Raw genomic sequence first — 18059 nt, forward strand, 5'->3', positions numbered from 1 at the left:
GCACGTCGATGAATCTCGCCCAGGAAACCGACTTCACCACGCTCGGCTGGCTCAAGCCCGAGCTAGACGTGACGCTGAAAGAAGCGCGTCAGGCGCTCGAGCGTTACGCCGCCAATCCGGCCGATATGCAGGCCATGCGCAACTGCGCCGCCGGTTTGCACACGACGTTCGGCACGCTGAACATGGTCGAGCTGTACGGCGCTGCGCTCGTGGTCGAGGAGATGGAGCGCGTCGCGCGCGGCCTCGCCGACGGCAGCATCATGCCGCGCGAGGACATCTACTCGGTGCTGATGCGCGGCTTCCTGCAGTTGCCGGACTACATCGAGCGGCTGCAGAGCGGTCACAAAGACATCCCGATCGTATTGCTGCCGCTGCTCAACGACCTGCGCGCCGCACGCGGCGAGAAACTGCTCAGCGAAGCGGTGCTGTTCGCCCCCAACATCGATGCCGCACTGCCGGATCCGCCCGCTTCCGGTCTCGATCCGCAGGCATTGCGCACGGCCGCGGCGGGTCTGCGCAACGAATACCAGTTCATGCTGCTGCGCTGGATCCGCGAGCCCGGCGCGAGCGCGCCGCTCGCCCGCATCGGCCAGATCTTCGACACGCTCTACGCGGGCAGCGGCCACGATGCCACGCGCCGGCTGTGGTGGGTCTCCGGCGCCGTCGTCGAGGGCCTGCAAAGCGGCGCGATCGAGGCGAGCGTGGCGATGAAGCTGCTGTTCGGCAAGCTCGACCGCGAGATCAAGCATCTGATCGATTCCGGCGAATCCGCGCTGGACACGACCGCGGCCAAGGAGTTGGTCAAGAATCTTCTCTACTATCTCGCCCACGCCACCGCTCGTGGCGAGCGCGCCAAAGCGGTAGTCGAGTTCTACAACCTCGACCACCTGCTGCCGACCCGGGAAGAACTCGAACATGCGCATGGCTCGATCTCGGGCCACAACCGCGCCCTGCTCGACAGCGTCGCCGGCGGCATCCGCGAGGATCTGATCCGGGTCAAGGAAACGCTCAACGTCTTCCTGCACTCGCCGCAACGCAATCCCGCCGACCTCGTCGCGCAGGCCAACACGCTCGGCAGCCTCGCCGACACCTTCGGCATGCTCGGCATGGGCGTGCCGCGCCTGCGCGTGCTCGAACAGCGCGCCGCGATCGATCAAATCGTGCACGGCGAAGTCGAAGCCGACGAAGGCAACCTGCTCGACATTGCCGGCGGCCTGCTCGTCGTCGAGGCTTCGCTCGAAGATCACATCTCGCGCCTCGGGGCCAACCCGGAGGCCGCCGAGGACGGCGAAGGCCAGGTGCCGCGCGCCGAAGTGGTGCGTTTGATGTACGTGCTGATGAAAGAGGCGCTGGTCAACGTCGCCAAGGTCAAGGACACCATCCTCGCATTCGCCGTGACGCCGCTGGACCATGCACAGCTCGAGCCTACGCCTGGATTGCTCGTCGAGGTGGCCGGCGCGCTCGACATGCTCGCGCTAAGCGACGCGGTCAAGCCGGTCAACGCGATGGTGCACTACATCCGCAACGAGCTGCTCGAACGGCGGCGCGTGCCCGATCCCAGCCATATCGACGCGCTCGCCGATGCGGTCGCTTCGATCGAGTATTACATCGAAGCGGTGCGCGAGCAGCGCGGCGACCGCGAGCGCGTGCTCGGAATCATGTGTGACAGCCTGGCCAAGCTCAACTACTGGCCCGAGATCAGGCCGTCCAGCGAGGACACGACCGCGGATTCCACGACCGATGCCTCTGCGCCGACAACGCCGGCGCCGCCCCCTGCGGTACCTGCGGAACACGCACCCGCCGCGCAGCCGTTGATCGACGAGGAGTTGCGCCAGGTCTTCCTCGACGAAATGGATGAGGAGATTGCGAGCCTGCGCCGGCATTTCCCGCTCTGGCGCGCGCAGCCGGAGGAGACCGACGATCTCAAGATCGTGCGTCGCTCGTTCCACACGCTCAAGGGTTCCGGTCGCCTGGTCGGTGCGCTGGAACTGGGCGACTTCGCGTGGATGGTGGAAAGCACGCTCAACCGCGTGCTCGACCACAGCATTCCCGCAAGCGCGGCGCTGATGCAGGTCGTCAGCCATGCGATCGGGGCGTTGCCGCGCTTTCGCGATGAATTTGCGCGCTCAGAACGCTCAAGCTTCGCGATGCACGGCTTTGCTGCGGCGATCGACCGCGTGTGCGCGGGTGACACCTCGCCGATCGATGAAAGTCTGCTTGCCGCAACCGCACCACCCGCGGTTGCGCCGGCCGAACCCGTCGCGGATGTCGTCGCGACCGAGGTCCCTGCTGCCGACGACGAGTCGGTCGTGATCGATGCACCGGAGATCGAAGCGTCGCCCGCATTCGACGTGGAGCCGCTCGTCGACGCAGCGTCGGTCGCTGCGATCGAGCCGCCGGCGGAATGGTCGCTGGTCGAGATCGAGCATCACGTCGCGACGGATGCGCCGGCGGTCGAAACGGAAGCGGAACCCCCTGCTGTCGAAGCGGAGCCGATCGCGCTCGCGGACGTGCCGGCCGCAGAGGCAGAGGCGGTGGAATCCTCGGCTGTCGCCGCCGATGCCTCGGCGGCTGCCGGCGAGGCCGAAACCGAACAAGAAACCGAATCTCATTTCGAGCCGCCGCCGTCCGCGCCGCAGGTCGATCAATTGCTGCTCGACGTATTGCGCAGCGAGGCCGACGCGCACCTCGGCGTGATCGACGCTGCCGTCGCCCACGGTCGCGAGCGTACGCTCATGGTGCGCGAGGAACTCGTGCGCGCCGTGCACACGCTCAACGGTGCCTTCGCCATGGTCGAGGCGCCGCAGATCACGCAGCTGCTGATGCCGCTCGAAGGCTGGCTCGCGCGCCTGCGCAATGCGAACCGGCCGCTCGATGCCCATGGCGTCGACATGCTGGCCGCTGTCTCGACCGAGGTGAGGGCCGCGCTGGCCGCGTTCGAAACCGGTGCGGCGATGCCAGATACTGGCGGCCTGTCCGCCCGCATCGCTGCGCTGCGCGAGGGCGTGCATGCCGGCGAAACGATCGTCGCTGCGGAGCCGGAAACGCCGGCCGAGCCGGAGACGCTGCACGCACCCGACGCGATGACCGAGGCGGATCTGCCGGTCAACGATCTCGAGCCGGAGGCAGAGGAAGCGCCAGCGGTCGAGTACGAAATCGATCCGGTCGATGCCGAATTCCTCCGCGCACTCGAGGAAACGCCCGAGCCGACCGTAGCCGATGCAGAAAGTCAGCGCGACCTGAGCGACGCATCGGGCGTGGAGTCCAGTCCGGAATCGATCGAGGCCGCTCAGATTTCAATGGAGTCGGAACCGGCGCCGGCCCACGAAGCCGAGCCACCGGCGCACGCGTCGTTGCCGGCAGAAACAGACACGACACCTGCCGCGGACGAATTCGAATCGGCTGTTGCAGCCTATGAGCGATTGCTCGCGCAAGTGCCCGTACCGTCGTCGCAGCCCCCGCTCGAAACGCCGGCGGATGCGCACGAACACGTTGATGCCGCGGACGAAACCCCGGCAGCGAGCGCAGATGCGGCGCCGTCGGTCGAAGCGGAAACACCCGCGGCCTTCGCCGATGTTCCCGCCGCGCCCCGGCAGCCCGAGCCGGCTTCGGCGGATACGCTGCATCCGGTACCCGACATAGACGAGGATTTGCTCGACATTTTCGTGCTCGAGAGCCAGGAAATTCTCGACCGCTCCGACGCGCTCGTACTGCGTCTGCGCGGCGCGCCCGACGATACCAGCCTGCTCGACGAACTGCGCCGCGACCTGCACACGATCAAGGGCGGCGCGAACATGTCCGCGCTCGCGTCGATCGGCGACCTCGGCCACGCAATGGAATCGCTGCTGGAGGGCGTGGTCGAGCACGGCCGTGCGCTCGACGGCGCAATGCTGCACGCAGTGGAACAGGGCTTCGATACGCTGCACACGCTGGTCCAGGCGGCTGCCGCGCGCCAGCCGACGTCGATGCCGGCTGCGCTGATCGCGCGCATCGAAGCGCTGTCGCGCAGTGAAGCCGACGCCGATGCCGATGCCGAATCGATGCTTGCGCCGCTGGCGGCGGAACCCGAGCCCGATGTCGCGGAGCCCGCGGAGAGCGTGCAGGAACCGCTCGCCGCGATATCTCAACCCGGGCCGGAAACACCCGCCTTCGCCGAAGCACAGACCGAGGCCGCCGAGCCGGTGTTCGCCGGCAGCGAGTACATCCGCGTGCGCGCGGCCCAGCTCGACGCCATGGTCAACGGCGCCAGCGAAGTGGCGATCTATCGTTCGCGCCTGGAACAGCAGCTCGCCAGCTACCGCACCAACGTCGTCGAAATGGAAGCGACGGTGTCGCGTCTACGCGAGCAGATGCGTCGCCTCGAGCTCGAAGCCGAGGCGCAGATGGCCTCGCGCTTCCAGCGCGAAGGCGATGCGTCCTCGTTCGATCCGCTCGAGCTCGATCGCTTCAGCCAGTTGCAGCAGTTGTCGCGCAGCTTGGCCGAGTCGATGTCGGACTTGTTCGCGATTCAGATCGGCTTCGATCAGCTCACGCGTCAATCCGAATCGCTGCTGATGCAGCAGTCGCGCGTCAGCGCCGACTTGCAGGAAAGCCTCATGCGCGCGCGCATGGTGCCATTCGACTCGCTCGTGCCGGCGCTGCGGCGCACGCTGCGCCAGACCGCGAGCTCGCTCGGCAAGGAAGCGCTGCTGCGCGTCGAAGGCGCGCAGGGCGAAATGGATCGCACCCTGCTCGAGCGCATGAAAGCGCCGATCGAGCACATGTTGCGCAATGCGCTCGCACACGGCATCGAGGCGGTGCCCGAGCGTCTCGCCGCGGGCAAGCCGATTGAAGGCAACGTGCGCATTGCGCTGGCCCGCGAAGCGACCGAAACCGTGCTGCGCATCAGTGACGACGGTCGTGGTCTCGACCGCGCCGCGATCCGCCGCCGCGCGATCGAGCGCGGCCTGCTCGCACCGGAAGCGAAGATTGGCGACCGCGAGCTCGACGCCTTCATCCTGACCAGTGGCTTCTCCACCGCGGAGAGCCTGACCCAGCTCTCCGGCCGCGGCGTCGGCATGGATGTGGTCGCCAGCCAGATCAAGCAGCTCGGCGGATCGCTCGCGATCGAGTCGAATCCGGGTCGCGGCGCCGCGTTCACCGTGCGCCTGCCGTTTACCCTCGGTGTGACCCAGGCGATCATCGTGCGCCTGGGCGATGCGAACTACGCGATTCCGATGAACGCGGTGCAAGGCGCCGTGCACATCGCGCGCAGCGAACTCGATAAGCGCCTCGCCGAGGAGGAGCCCGAATACAGCTATGCGGGCGAGAGCTACCCGATTCTCGACCTCGCGCCGCAGCTCGGCGAAATTTCGCCGGCGGTGCACGACGACGTGCACGTACCGCTGTTGATCGTACGTAGCGGCGACCAGCGCGCCGCGGTGCGCGTCGATCACGTGCTCGGCTCGCGCGAGATCGTGGTCAAGCCGGTCGGCCCGCAGATCACCTCGGTGCCGGGCATCCTCGGCGCGACGATCATGGGCGACGGTTCGGTCATCATGATTCTCGACCTCGCCCCGCTGTTGCGCCGCGTCGCCAGCCAGCGTGCGCAGGGCATCGCCGTGGCTGCGCCGCCGGTCGCGGCGCGTGTGCAGCGCCGCCGCCTCATCATGGTCGTCGACGACTCGATTACGATGCGCAAGGCGACCTCGCGCGTGCTCGAGCGCGAGGAAATGGATGTAGTTACGGCGAAGGACGGTATCGATGCGATCGAGAAACTCGCCGACCGCATCCCCGATCTCGTCGTACTCGACATCGAGATGCCGCGCATGGACGGCTACCAATTTGCCGAGCACATGAAGGGCGATCCGCGCACGGCGCGTGTGCCGATCATCATGGTCACCTCGCGTACCGGCGACAAGCATCGCCAGCGCGCGCAGGAAATCGGCGTCGAAGGCTATCTCGGCAAGCCGTACCAGGAATTGGAACTGCTCAAGAACATCCACGACCTGCTTGCCAGCGCGGAATAGGAAAGGGACTAGCATGAACGAAGCTCTGCCCCGCGAGATCCATGCCGTGCTGATCCCTGTCGGCAGCGCGCGCCTGCTGCTGCCGAACGCGATCGTCGCGGAAATCGCTCCGCTGTCGGGCGTGGAAAAGATCGAGCGTGCGCCGGCATGGCTGCTCGGGCGCATGCCGTGGCGCGATGACACGATCCCGCTGGTTTCGTTCTCCCTGTTGACCGATGCAAATGCGCAGGAGGATGTGCGCACGGCGCGCGTCGCCGTGTTGAAGACGCTGGCTGACGACGACGAGATGCCGCATATCGGTCTGCTCGCGCACGGCCTGCCGCGGCTGATCACGATCACGCCCGACCTGCTCGTGCGTACTGACGGCGGCGAACGCCTCGCGCGCGGCACGAGCGCGCACGTGCTCGTGCGCAGCGACCAGGCGATCATTCCGGATTTGCACTGGATCGAGGCGAGAATCGCGCAGGCGTTGCCAGCATAGTCCTTGCCGAGCGGTCGTACGCGCCGCTCGATGCCGCACGACCAGCGGCCGGCTCGTTTCGTTTCCGAAGTCTCGCCACAACCGACCGCAAAAGGGGAGTGCCATGTCGCTGATGTCGTTCTGGCTGCCGATCCTGCTCTCGGCAGTATTCGTCTTTGTCGCCAGCTCCGTGATCAACATGGCGCTGAAATTCTGGCACGGGCCGGATTACCGCGGGTTCGCGAACGAGGACGAAATCGTCGCCGCGATCCGCAAGGGCAATCCGGGGCCGGGCGTGTACGGAATTCCGTTCTGCGATCCGTCGACGTTCAAGGACCCGGCTGTGCAGGAAAAATTCCGCCTCGGGCCGGTCGCGAAGATCAACCTGAGCCCGAACGGCATGCCCAACCTGGGCAAGTTCCTCGGCGCCTGGTTCGTGTTCTGCCTGCTCGTCTCGATCGCTTGCGCCGGGCTCGCAGCGCACGCGTTGCCACCGCATCCGGGCACGCATGTGATCTTGCATACGGTTGGTCTCGCCGCGCTGCTCGGCTACTCGTTCGGCGAATTCACCAACTCGATCTGGCGCGCGCAGCCGTGGATCGTTTCGATCAAATACATGATCGATGGCCTCGTCTACGCGCTCATCACCGCGGCCACGTTCGTGTGGTTGTGGCCGGCGGTGTAAACGGCTGAGATACCGCACAACGCTGCGCGCCGCTCGCGCAGCGACGCAACGGGTACCGCGATCAGGGCGGGTCCTTGGCGGACACCGCGATTCCCGCCGGCAGTTGCACCCAGGAGTGCCGGCGGCAGTCGTAGACCGAATCCTGCGGCGACGGGAATCCGGGATCGGCAAATGCGCCGACCGCGACGCTGACCGACGACTCGTCGCGGCCTTCTTCGGTGTGAAACACCGTGCTACCGCAGAGCGGACAGAAGCGAAAGCGGAACCGGCTGCCGTGGTCGCCGGTGCGCACGAATTCGGTGGCCGCGCCGCTGACTTCGTATGGACCAGCGAAAGCGGCGAGCGCGGCGAACACACTGCCGGTTCGTTGTTGGCAGGCAAGGCAGTGACAAATGCCGACGCCGAGCGGTTCGCCGTGGACTGTGATGTGGAGCTGGCCGCAGCAGCAGGATGCGGTTCGGGAATTCATTTGGTCATCGATAGAAATAGTAGGTGGCCGTGTACGGCACCCGCGTCACCTGATGAAGGTTGGCGGCTCCACACGATTCTTTGGGCGCAACGCCGCCGGTCGTGGCGACGCGCTGGATGATCTTGGCCGCGCTGAACACGCCCGAGCCGCTGTTCGTCTTGGCGGTCAGCAGCAGCCATGGAATGGCTGAAGGCGAAGGACCGGGATCCTTCGCGTTGATTTCCGCGACGACTTTGCTCCCGTCGGTCGATTCCCAAGTTGGTCCGGCATAGTGCTTGCCAATCGGCTGACCCGAGCGCGTGCTGAGCGATGCTTCCGGTGCCTTGAATGCCCATTCATAAGTCGAATCGCTCTTCTGCGAGCATTCGTAAATCTGGACGCCGGAGGCAAGGGCCTCCAGATAGACGACTTGACCCGCGGGCACGCGCAATGCAGCGGGCACTTCAGGAACGACGATGGAAGATGCCGTGGCGCCTGGAGCGAGTGCAGGCAGAACCGCAGCGACGAAGAAAAACGATGCAGGCTTCATCTCGCATTACTCCCGTAAGATGGTTGTCAGTTCATTGGTGAGGTAAGCGACGGCGGCTATCTTATTTTTCGATTCGGTAGTTGATCCCCGCCCGACTCGACAATGTCCCGTTCTGCATTTCGAAATTGAACAGGCGCGTGAGCTTGTAGCGCAGGGTGACGACCTGGCCCGGCGAGAACAGGCCGACGCCGTAGCTCATGTACAGGCGTGGAGAAAGATACTTGCCGACGGTCAACGCGGCGCCACCGACCGAGGAGTTGTCGGCGACGCCGACGTCGTCGAGGCCCATCTTCGCGCCGACGCTTTTCGCGAGCAGGTCGCCGCCGGCGGTGCCGAGCGCGGAGGCGGCGCTGCCGACCGCGTTGCCTTCGCCGCCTTTGAGCTGCGACAGCGGCTTGCCGGCAACGAGATAACTCAATGCGTCGGACTGTTCCATAGCCGGGGTCGAGAACACGGTCAGGCGCGGCGCGAGCGCGGTGCCGCGCACCTGCAGGCCGACAGTGATGCTCTGGTCGGGGAAGGCGCGCGTGGCGCGGAGGTCGAGGCCGGGATTTTCCACGGGCGTGCCGGCGAACAGCAGGCGGCCCTGACCTTGCTGGATGGTCAGGTCTTGGCCATAGGCCTTGAACGTGCCGTTGACGTCGATCTGGCCGCGGCCGACTGGAGTGCGGCCGGGTTGCTGCACGACCGTGAGCTGGCCGCCAAGATTGGCGTCGAGACCGAAGCCGACCAGATGCACTTCGGTGCCCTGGCGCAAATCCATCGCCAGCTTCTCGCCTGCGCCGAGGATGACCGTGATCTCGACTTCGACCGGCGCATTCGCCGCTGCGCTCGACGCCGGTGCCTTGTCGTCGTCGACGACGATGTCGGGCGAGGGCGTTACCGCGGCGCCGCCGCCGGGCAGCTTGGCGAGGTCGACGTACATTTTCGGAATGCGCACGCTGCCGCCGACGCGCAGGCGCTTGGCGTCGCGGTCGATTTTAAGATCCGGCGAAATGTGGACGCGCGCGCCGGGGATGTTCGCGGCGAGGAAATTGTCGCCCTGGATCGTCAGCGCGATCGGTGCATCCGGGGCGATACCGGCGCTGCCCTTAAGCGCGAGCTTGCCTTCGTCGGAGGCGATCGAGCCGTCGATGTCGAAGTTTTCGCCGTCGCGCGATTTCACCGCGATGTTGCCATCGTGCAGCTTGAGTCCGGCCGCAGGCACCTCGGTGGCGAAACCGACGAGGGCGAGCTGGCCGTCGACACCGGGTTTCTTGGTCGAACCCGATAGCGCAAATTTCGCCTCGACCTTGCCCTTGGTACCCGACAGCTGCGTGGTGAGGAAATCGATGAACGAAAGGTTGTTGATGTTGAGCGCGAGCGTGCCCGACAGCGGCATTGCACCCGACGCGTCGGCCGCGCCGGTGACGATATGGCCGTCGATGCGGCCGCCGTCGTTCAAATCGCCCGCGATCGTAACCGTGTTCTGCGTGGGCGCGAGCGCGGCGTCGACGTGGAAACCTTTGTAGGTCAGCAGCGCTTTCGAGGCCGAATCGGGATAAATGATCGTGCCTTGATCCGAAGTGATCGTGGCGTTGCCGCTCAGCGCGCCGTTCGCTGCGAGGAGGATGGCGCCGTTGCCGTCGAGTTCGCCGTCGAGCTTGACGGTCGAATCTGGACTGCCGAGCTTGGCGAGCATCGCCAACGGCAGATGTTCGAGACTGAACTTCGCATTCGTGCCCGACTTCGCATCCTGCGTCGCCTGCGCGCAGATGCCGGACGTGTTGGCGCGCAGGCACAGCTGTTCGAGGCTGAACACGCCACCGACATAGGACAGAGAGGTCGGCTGCGCGAGCTTCCATTCGGGCAGGCCGTGCTGGTCCAGCGTCAGCGTCTTCAATGTGCCGCGCCAGTCGCTCGCGTTCTTGTTCTGCGTCAGCGCGCCATCGAGGGCGAGGGCGAGCGACAGCGGCTTGCCGTGGACGTCGAGCTTCAACTGATGCGCGGCCTGGCTGCCGTTCGCATCGAGCCTGACCGTGTCGAAGGTATAGCCGGCCGCGGACAGTGTGTTCGCATCGAGCGCGAGTTTGCCGCTCGGCGCGGAGAGATCCTTCGCGTCGAAATCGAGCGAGAAGCCTTGCAGGTGTGTGTCGCCGCTGACGATGGCAGTGCCGGTGATCTTGCCGCTCGCATTGAGTTTCGGATACGGACCATTGACCGCGATCGTGCCGCGCACGCTGCCGCCGGTTTTCGGCACCCAGTCGCCGAGGCTGGCGATGCCGAGGTCGATCTTGAGGTCGGTGGCCGCGTCCTTGCTTGCGCCGCCCTTGCCGACGAGCGCGACCGTGCTCTGTCCGGAAGAGAGGTTGAGCTTGCCATCGACGCTGAGCGGCGGCGCGAACGCGAGATCGCCACTGCCGGCGAGGGGGCGCTGGCGCAGCGTGCCGCCGAGGTTATCGAGCTTGAGCTTGCCGACCGGACCGTCTTTTTCCACATTTCCACTTGTGGACAACTGGAAATTGACCGCGCCGGGCCAGTCCTTGGCGAACGCGCCCGGATCGAGCTGCTTCGCCTTGGCGACGAGGTCCCAGCCGACCTTGGGCTTGAGCACGACGTCGCCGGTCGCGTTGAGGCCGCCTTTCGGCTGCTTCAACTCCAATTGGGCGAGCGAGATTTTCTCCGGCGTGCCGTCGAGCTTGAACGCGAGGTGGGCGCTACGTACGGCTTGTTTGGGCGTTTGCGCGGAGATCGAAAGCTCACCCTGAGCGTTGAATTTCTCGGCGTTGCCGCCCGCGCTGATGCTGCCGTGCGTGCCGATCTCCTGGCCGGCGAGGTCGGCCGGCAGCACGACATCGGCCCAGTCGAGCTTGACCTCGCCGCCGACCGGTTTCGCATCGAGATGCACCTTGGCCTGGGCGGTCAATGCGCCCGCCGCCTCGGGCGAGCGCAGGCGCAGCGGGTCGAGCGTCAACGTCTTGCCATCGCTGGCGAACTTGAGCGGATCGAGCAGGATGCGGTGCTCGTTGAGGTCGACGTTGCCGCTCAGCGTGCCGGCGTTCTTGTCGCCGCTGCCGGTGAGCTTCAGCGCGAGCGTCTTCAGCGTGTCGCTCTGCGTGAACTTCTTCGGATCGAAGCTCGGCACGTCGAGAGCTATCGTCCACGGCAGGTTTTTGTCGTTCGGGGTCAACGAACCGTTGGCGTTTGCGATCAGCGGCTGGCTTGCGGCGAGCGTGAAACGCGCCTGCTTGCCGTCGTTGTCGAGGTTGACCGTGGCCACCGCGCGCATTGGCGCCGACTTGTCATCTCCTGCGATCTTCCAGTCGATGCCGAGCTTGCCGTTGCCAACGACGTCTTTGTATTGCGTGATTGTCGCGGTCAGATCGACCTTGCCGTCGGGTGCGCGCAGGGCAAGTTGCTTGAGCGTCAACGCAGAACTCGTCCACGTCGCCGCGGCATCGAGCGTGTCGCTGGCGAATACGGGTTTGCCGTCCTGCGTAATTTTTGTCGTACCGACGCGCAGCCGGTCGAGCAGGATGTCGAGCGGCGGCGTGAGCAGCGATTGAATCGACGGCGTCGCGGCTTGTGGCGGCGGCGGCGAGGGGGGCACGGTCGTCAACGCCACATCGACGCCGTCGATATCCAGACTGCGCACGTGCACGGTCTTGCGCAAGAGGCCCCAGAACTCGTAGTCGAGCTTCAAGGTTTTGACTTTGACGTCGAGACCGGAAGCGGGGTCCTTGTAGACGACGTCGTGCAGTTCGAGCGGGCTGGTCAGCGCACCTTTCATCTGCGCGAGTGCGAACTTGCCGGCGAGCGAGGATTTCGCACGCTCGACTGCGAAGCGCGCGCCCGATTCGGTGGCGAGCAGCCAGAAACCGAGCGCGACAAAGAGAACGAGGATCGCGGCGAGCGCGATGCCGGTCCATTTCAGTATTTTTTTCAGGCGCGGGTTCACAGGTCGGGCCCGATGATGAGGTGCAGCTGCACGCCGTGGCGGCCTTCGGGGTCGTTGATCGGAAAGCCGAGGTCGGCGCGCACCATGCCGACCGGCGAGCGCCAGCGCAGGCCGAAGCCGGTGCCGATGTGGGTCTTGTAGTCGCCGAACGCGCTGAATGCATCGCCCGCGTCGACGAAGGTGCCGATGCCCCAGTTTGGGGTGAAGTAGTACTCGTACTCGGCGCTGGCGACGGCAAGGTTCTTGCCACCGATGATGAGGTTGTTGCAGTCGGTGGTCGATTTGCCGGTGTTGCACTTGGCGATCGCGATCGGCAATTGGTCGGCGGGTAGCGGCGGGCCGACGGTCTGGTAGGCGTAACCGCGGATCGAACGATCACCGCCGCCGAAGAAACGCAGTTCAGGTGGCAGCTTGTCGAAGTCGTTGACCGCAGTCGCGCCGAGCGAACCGCGCACGATCACGCGCTGGTTGTCCTTGATCCCGCGAATCCACTTTGCGTCGGCGCGCGCCTGCACGAAGCGCGTGCTCGGGCCAGGACTGGCGCGCGCGTCGAGGCTCAGCGAATAGCCGGCGCGCACGAAGCTTGGGTCGTCGGCGCGTTTGCGTTCGAGCGAGACTTCGGGATAGACCAGCGTCGAAGTGCCGTCGATGTTCGCCACCGTGTACGTGCCGCTCAGCGCGTTGATACCGATCGTGCGGTTCCAGCCGTGCCAGAGGCGCGTTTCGTTCGCGGTCAGACGCAGGGTGTCGGATTGCGCGGTCTCGGTGTTGATGTTGCGGTAGGCGACGCCGAAGTTGTAGGCGCGGTTGTTGTCGCCCGGCAGCGGGATCGTGTAGGTGCCGGCGAGCATCTTCTCGCGCTGCGCGATCTCGGCTTCGATCTTCGCCTTGTGCCCGCGCATGTTGACCCAGCGCCGCGTGATGCTGCCCTTGACGCCGACGCCGATGTCCGAATCGACGAAGACGCCGGCCGTGTAGATGTTGCGCGGCGCCGGCGCGAGCGTAATGTTGACCGGAATCACACCGCCGCTCGCCTTGTCCTTGTCGGGCTGCACATCGACGATGGCGAAGTAATCGGCGTCGACCAGCTTCTGCTGCAGGCGCAGGAGTTTGCTCTGGCTGTAGAAGTCGCCTTGGCGCCAGGGAATGTAGCGGTCGAGCACGCCATCGTTGAGCTGACTGCCCTTGAAGATCACCTCGCCGAAACGGTAGCGCTCGCCGACGTCCCATTTGAGCGCGATCGCCGCGCGGTTCGCGCTGCGCGAGACTTCGACCTTGTGCACGGTCTGCTTCGCGTCGAGATAGCCGACCGCGAACAGCGCCGACTGCACGGCGGCCTTGCTCTTCTCATAGGCGGTGCTGTCGAACGGCTGTCCGGACTTCGGCGCGAAGTTGGCCAGCGCAATGGCGACTTCCTTTTCCTCGCGCGCGGGACTCGGCACCTCGACGGTGTAGTCGCCGACTTGCAGGCGCTCGCCCGCGCGCACGTGGATGATTGCGCTCCAGCCTTGCGGCGTTTCCTTCAGCTCGCCGTCGGTCGTGGCGCTGTAGTAGCCATACGCCTCGAGCGCCTTGACGATCTGTTCGCCGGCGTTTTTGTACAGGCGCTGCGCCTGTGCCGCGCTGACGTCCTGCTTCTCGTACTGGGTGATTTCGGCAGCGGCGCTGACCGCGGTCTTGAGCGGATCGTCGACGCCGTCGATCTGCGTTGTGATCGTGCCGGCGCGCGCGCTGACCTGGAGCGCGAGCAGGAGCAGTGCGGCACCCACACGGCGCTTCGTCATCTTCCTATATGAACCTTCCCCGGCAATCGCGTCCATGGCGGTTTTATAGCATGGCCTCCTCGATTTCGGAGTTACGCGCAGGTAAATTCGGCACGCGACCGGGCCGCTATCGTGGCTCGCTCAGGCAAAACCGATATACACGTTCGGTGCGGTCTGCAGCTCCCGTTTCGGCTCGCGCAGAGGTTTCACCGCCTCCAGTTCCGCGACCATCTCGATCACGAGATTGCGCTCGCGCAGGATACGCTCGTGCAGCGCCTCGATGCTCGTGGTTGCCTGCAAGGCGGCCGGCACGTACAGGGTGATGCTGAGCGGCTGCCAGTCACCGCGATAACCGTAGTCGGCGCGCCAGTAGTAGGGCTGGGAAAAATAACCGAAGCTGCCGGGGAAGTAGGCACGTACGTGAGTGGGATCTTCCCAGGCATCGTCGCTGCTGCCGTGGGGCACGCGGATCCACGCTTTCGCACCGGGTTTGGCGATGCGATGCAGTTCCTGCATCAGCGGCAAGGTTTGCGGAATATGCTCGATGACGTGCGAGAGCAGGAACTCGTCGACCTCGTCGTTGGCGAACGGCAGCGGCGTCGTTGCGCACTGCCCGAGATCGGCGACGACGTCGATGCCAGGCAGTTTGATCCAGTCGATATTGACCCAGCCGTCGAGAATATTGCGTCCGCAACCGAGGTTGAGGCGCAGCGGAGATGCGTGGATGGGGTCGGCGTTCATGCAATGACGCGGTTCAACCGCTCTTTTCCCCCGAGCGCGCCGCGACCATCGCGCCGATCAGCGCCGACAGGTACGGTATCGCCTGCGCGGCGAGGATGAAGATCCACAGCTTGCCTTCGGCGTAGTCGGTCAGGTGGCGCGTGCCGGGTGGCTCGAGCGTACCGTTGATCCAGTGGTCGAGCATGCCGGGCAGGCCGAGCATGCCGGCGATCGCGAGCACGATCGCGATGAACATCAGCAACTCTTCGCGCACCGCGGTGAATGGATTCGGTCGCTTCGACATGCGCCGGCTCTTCGCCGTGCGCACGAATTCGCCCTTCTTCTTCCACAAGCCAAGGAAGATGCCCCGCGCGATGGCGTGACTCAACCCCATGCTCGCAATCGAGGCCATGATCGTGTCCTTCCACGAACATGGCACGCGCACGCGGTACAGCCAGATGCCGACGACGGCCTTGAACACGAAGAAGCCGATGATCGGGTAGATGAAGAGGTCGAGCGGCAGGGCGAAGTGTTTCGGCAGCGCGAGCATGCCGGCCGTCCACCACAGTGCGAGTCCGGAGAACACCATGTGCAGCGCATCGGCGAACCAGGAGAACCAGCCGGTGAGGAAATGGAAGCGCTGGCCGGCCGTGAGCGGCCCCTTGCGCGTCATCCATTTCCAGCGGCCCTTGAGGATCTGCATCGCGCCGAACGCCCAGCGATAGCGTTGCGACTTGTACGCAGTGAAGTCGGCGGGGGTGAGGCCGCGGCCCATTACCTCGTCGACATAATTCAACTCGTAGCCGGCGTGCATGAGGCGCAGGCCGAGTTCGGCATCCTCGCAGATCGTCCACTCCGACCACTTGCCGGTCGACTCGAGCAGGTCGCGGCGCACCATGGTCATCGTGCCGTGCTGGATGATCGCGTTGCGCTCGTTGCGATGGTGCATGCCGATGCGGAAGAAGCCGTCGTATTCCCAGTTGGTCATGCGCCGGAATTCGTTGTGCTCCCAGTCGCGATGTGCCTGCGGGCACTGCACGACGGCGACCTTCGGGTCGTTGAAATAGCCGGTCAGAGCCTTGAGCCAGTCGGCGCGCACGGCATAGTCGGCATCGACCACCGCGATGACTTCGGCGCGCGGATCGGTCACTTCGAGGCCGTAGTTCAGCGCGCCGGCCTTGAAACCCGGCCATGGATTCAAGTGGAAGAAGCGGAACTTCGGCCCGAGCTTGGCGCAGTATTCTTCGACTGGCTTCCACACCTCGTCGCGCTTGGTGTTGTTGTCGATCACGAGCACTTCGAAGTTTTCGTAGTCGAGCGCGGCGAGCGAGTCGAGTGTGAGGATCACCATCTCCGGCGGCTCGTTGCATGCGGCGAGGTGGATCGACACGAATGGCTGTTTGTCCTCCGGCTTCGGCGTGAGCAGGCCGAAACCACGCAGCCAGGTCTTGTGCCAGAGCACTTCGGTGAACTCGAAGCCGTTGATCAGCAGGATCAGAATGATCGCCAACTGCGCCGGGAACAGCACGACCAGCATGGTCCAGTCGAACGGACTCAGGTAGAACGCGAGCGGCAGCGTTGCCGACCAGACCAGCAGCGAGGCCGAGAGCTGGATCAGCGCGCAGAAGAAAAACACGCCCATCCACTTGAAGCGCATGAAGTGGCGCGCGAAGAAGAACATTGGCAGCAGCGCGAGCAGCGAGGCGAAGATCGCCTTGCGCGGCCAGGTTGGGTCTTCGGTGATTTTTCCGGTAAACGAAAACTTCGGCTGGCGATCGGCGCCGTATATACCCCAATAGGCACCGACGCGGCCTTCGATACTTTCCTTCCATGGCTGGTCGAAGGCCTCGAAGATGTAGTAGTCGAGCTTACGCCAGCTTGCCTCCTTGACCCACTGACGGATGAACTGAGCCTCGTCTTCCACAGACGGGACGGCCACTTGATTACGGTCGCCCGCGGATGGCCAGCCGACTTCGCCGATCAGAATTTTTTTACCCGGAAACTCGCTCTGCATCTGCACATAGGTGCCTAACAGACCGATACCAACGGCATCCTTGCGCGGAATTTTTTCCCAGTATGGGTACGGGTGTGCGGTGATGAAATCGACATGTTCTGCAAGCTTCGGATACTTGCGCCAGATGTAGGGCGGTTCGGCCGTAGAGACTTGAATGCGCGGGGGCAGTTGTGCACGAACGCGATCGATATAGGCGACGAGTTCGTCGAAGCCCATATCCTGCCGGTGCAGCGTTTCATTGCCGACAGTGACACGATCGATGTTGTCGTTTTGGCGCACGGCTTCGATGAGCGCTGAGATCTCGTCTTCATTGCGCTGCCAGCGCCTATCGAGATATGTGCCCGCCAATACCTTGATGCCGTGCTTTTTTGCCAGCGCTGGCACTGCCGGATTGTCGATCGAGGAATAGGTGCGGATGCGATCTGTTCGCGTTGCGAGCAGCTTCAGGTCGGCATCGATTTCCTCGATGGTTGGAAATATGCCGTTGTTCGGTCCCTGAAATCGCTGATACGGGTTGTAGGCGATGCCGGTGATCTTGCCGTCCCATTCCGGTACTTCACTGGGCCGATTGAGTACCGCCCACAGGGCGATGTTCGCCAGCGCGATGATGATCGCGAGAATGGCGGCGCGCCAGAACGAAAGCGGGGAGAAGGGTCTCGCTGCGGAACTCAAACCGTGGCCTTGTCGATTGTTGCTGCGCGGCGGGGCGCATTCGAGCGTCGCAGGATAGCCGAAGCGCCAACGCGCCTCAATTTTGCCCGGGGGGGGCGGACGCCTTCGGCGCGCGCAGTTTATTGACTGCGATCGGCACCAGAGCGAGCAGGACGAGGCCGATCATCGGCCACAGCACCTGCGGATCGTGCAGCAGGTCGGTGCTGATCGCCTTGTTCTCTCCGATGTTCTTGGCCAGCGAGGCACCGAGCCAGGTTTCGATGCCGGTCATTGCGAGGCCGCCGAGCGCGGTTGCGGTGACGAATAGCCACAGCGGGCAGCGCAGCCAGGCCAAAGCGACGGTCACGCCGCCGAACGGGAAGAACGGCACCAGGCGCAGGAAGAACGTGTAGCTGATCGGTTGCGCCAGATAGCCGCCGCGCAAGCGCGAAACCAGGCCGGGCGCGCGCTCGCCGTGTTTATGGTCGCCGAATGCGCGGCGCGAGGCGAGGAACAGGATCAGCGCGCCGAGCGTCACTCCGACGATGTTGAGCACGGCGCCGAGAATCACCCCGAACAGCATCCCCCCGGCCATGATCAGCACGACCATGCCGGGCAGGCCGGTCGCGATCGCGAGCGTCACCGCGCCGATGTGGGCGAGCGCGGACAGGATCGGATATTGCGCGATCAGTACCTGCAGATTGGCCTGCTCCGCGGCAAGGTTCGGTGGCGCGAAGCGATCGAGCACGCCGGAAAAAAACAGCGCCACGCCGATGCCGATCAGCACGATGAGGGGCCAGAACGAGCGCAGTTGTTTCATCGG

The 18059-nt window shown here is 64.9% G+C and carries 10 protein-coding genes; 3 read left to right on the forward strand and 7 right to left on the reverse strand.

What is annotated here, in order from left to right:
- Positions 1–8 precede the first annotated feature (8 nt).
- The 3 genes from F455_RS0109750 (at position 9) to F455_RS0109760 (ending at position 7153) form a co-directional block, all read left to right on the forward strand.
- Positions 9–6008: an Hpt domain-containing protein gene (locus F455_RS0109750; RefSeq protein ID WP_018973104.1), complete on the forward strand. Its 6000-nt coding sequence runs from the start codon at positions 9–11 to the stop codon at positions 6006–6008.
- 13 nt (positions 6009–6021) lie between these two features.
- Positions 6022–6489, forward strand: coding sequence for a chemotaxis protein CheW (locus tag F455_RS0109755; RefSeq protein ID WP_018973105.1), 468 nt, complete (start codon positions 6022–6024; stop codon positions 6487–6489).
- Positions 6490–6592: 103 nt separating this feature from the next.
- Positions 6593–7153, forward strand: coding sequence for a hypothetical protein (locus tag F455_RS0109760; protein WP_018973106.1), 561 nt, complete (start codon positions 6593–6595; stop codon positions 7151–7153).
- A 61-nt stretch (positions 7154–7214) separates the two neighbouring features.
- On the opposite strand, the gene F455_RS0109765 is transcribed toward F455_RS0109760, so the two are convergent.
- From F455_RS0109765 to F455_RS0109795, 7 genes are all read right to left on the reverse strand, one after another.
- Positions 7215–7622 (reverse strand): GFA family protein, encoded by a 408-nt coding sequence (locus F455_RS0109765; RefSeq protein WP_026293250.1) that lies wholly within the window; start codon positions 7620–7622, stop codon positions 7215–7217.
- Positions 7623–7626: 4 nt separating this feature from the next.
- Positions 7627–8064 (reverse strand): DUF3455 domain-containing protein, encoded by a 438-nt coding sequence (locus tag F455_RS0109770; protein ID WP_425413740.1) that lies wholly within the window; start codon positions 8062–8064, stop codon positions 7627–7629.
- 148 nt (positions 8065–8212) lie between these two features.
- Positions 8213–12088, reverse strand: coding sequence for a translocation/assembly module TamB domain-containing protein (locus F455_RS0109775; RefSeq protein ID WP_018973109.1), 3876 nt, complete (start codon positions 12086–12088; stop codon positions 8213–8215).
- A complete protein-coding gene (locus F455_RS0109780; protein WP_026293252.1) occupies positions 12085–13872 on the reverse strand; it encodes an autotransporter assembly complex protein TamA in 1788 nt (595 codons plus the stop codon). The genes F455_RS0109775 and F455_RS0109780 overlap by 4 nt, the downstream gene beginning before the upstream one ends.
- 120 nt (positions 13873–13992) lie before the next feature.
- Entirely contained in the window at positions 13993–14592 is a 600-nt protein-coding gene (locus F455_RS0109785; protein ID WP_018973111.1) for a class I SAM-dependent methyltransferase, read from the reverse strand.
- 13 nt (positions 14593–14605) lie between these two features.
- Entirely contained in the window at positions 14606–17257 is a 2652-nt protein-coding gene (locus F455_RS0109790) for a glycosyltransferase (RefSeq protein ID WP_018973112.1), read from the reverse strand.
- A 76-nt stretch (positions 17258–17333) separates the two neighbouring features.
- The gene (locus tag F455_RS0109795) at positions 17334–18056 is read right to left on the reverse strand and encodes a TVP38/TMEM64 family protein (protein WP_018973113.1); all 723 of its coding nucleotides are present in this window, start codon (positions 18054–18056) and stop codon (positions 17334–17336) included.
- Positions 18057–18059: the final 3 nt, after the last annotated feature.

Source organism: Rudaea cellulosilytica DSM 22992 (assembly GCF_000378125.1).
GTDB lineage: Bacteria > Pseudomonadota > Gammaproteobacteria > Xanthomonadales > Rhodanobacteraceae > Rudaea > Rudaea cellulosilytica.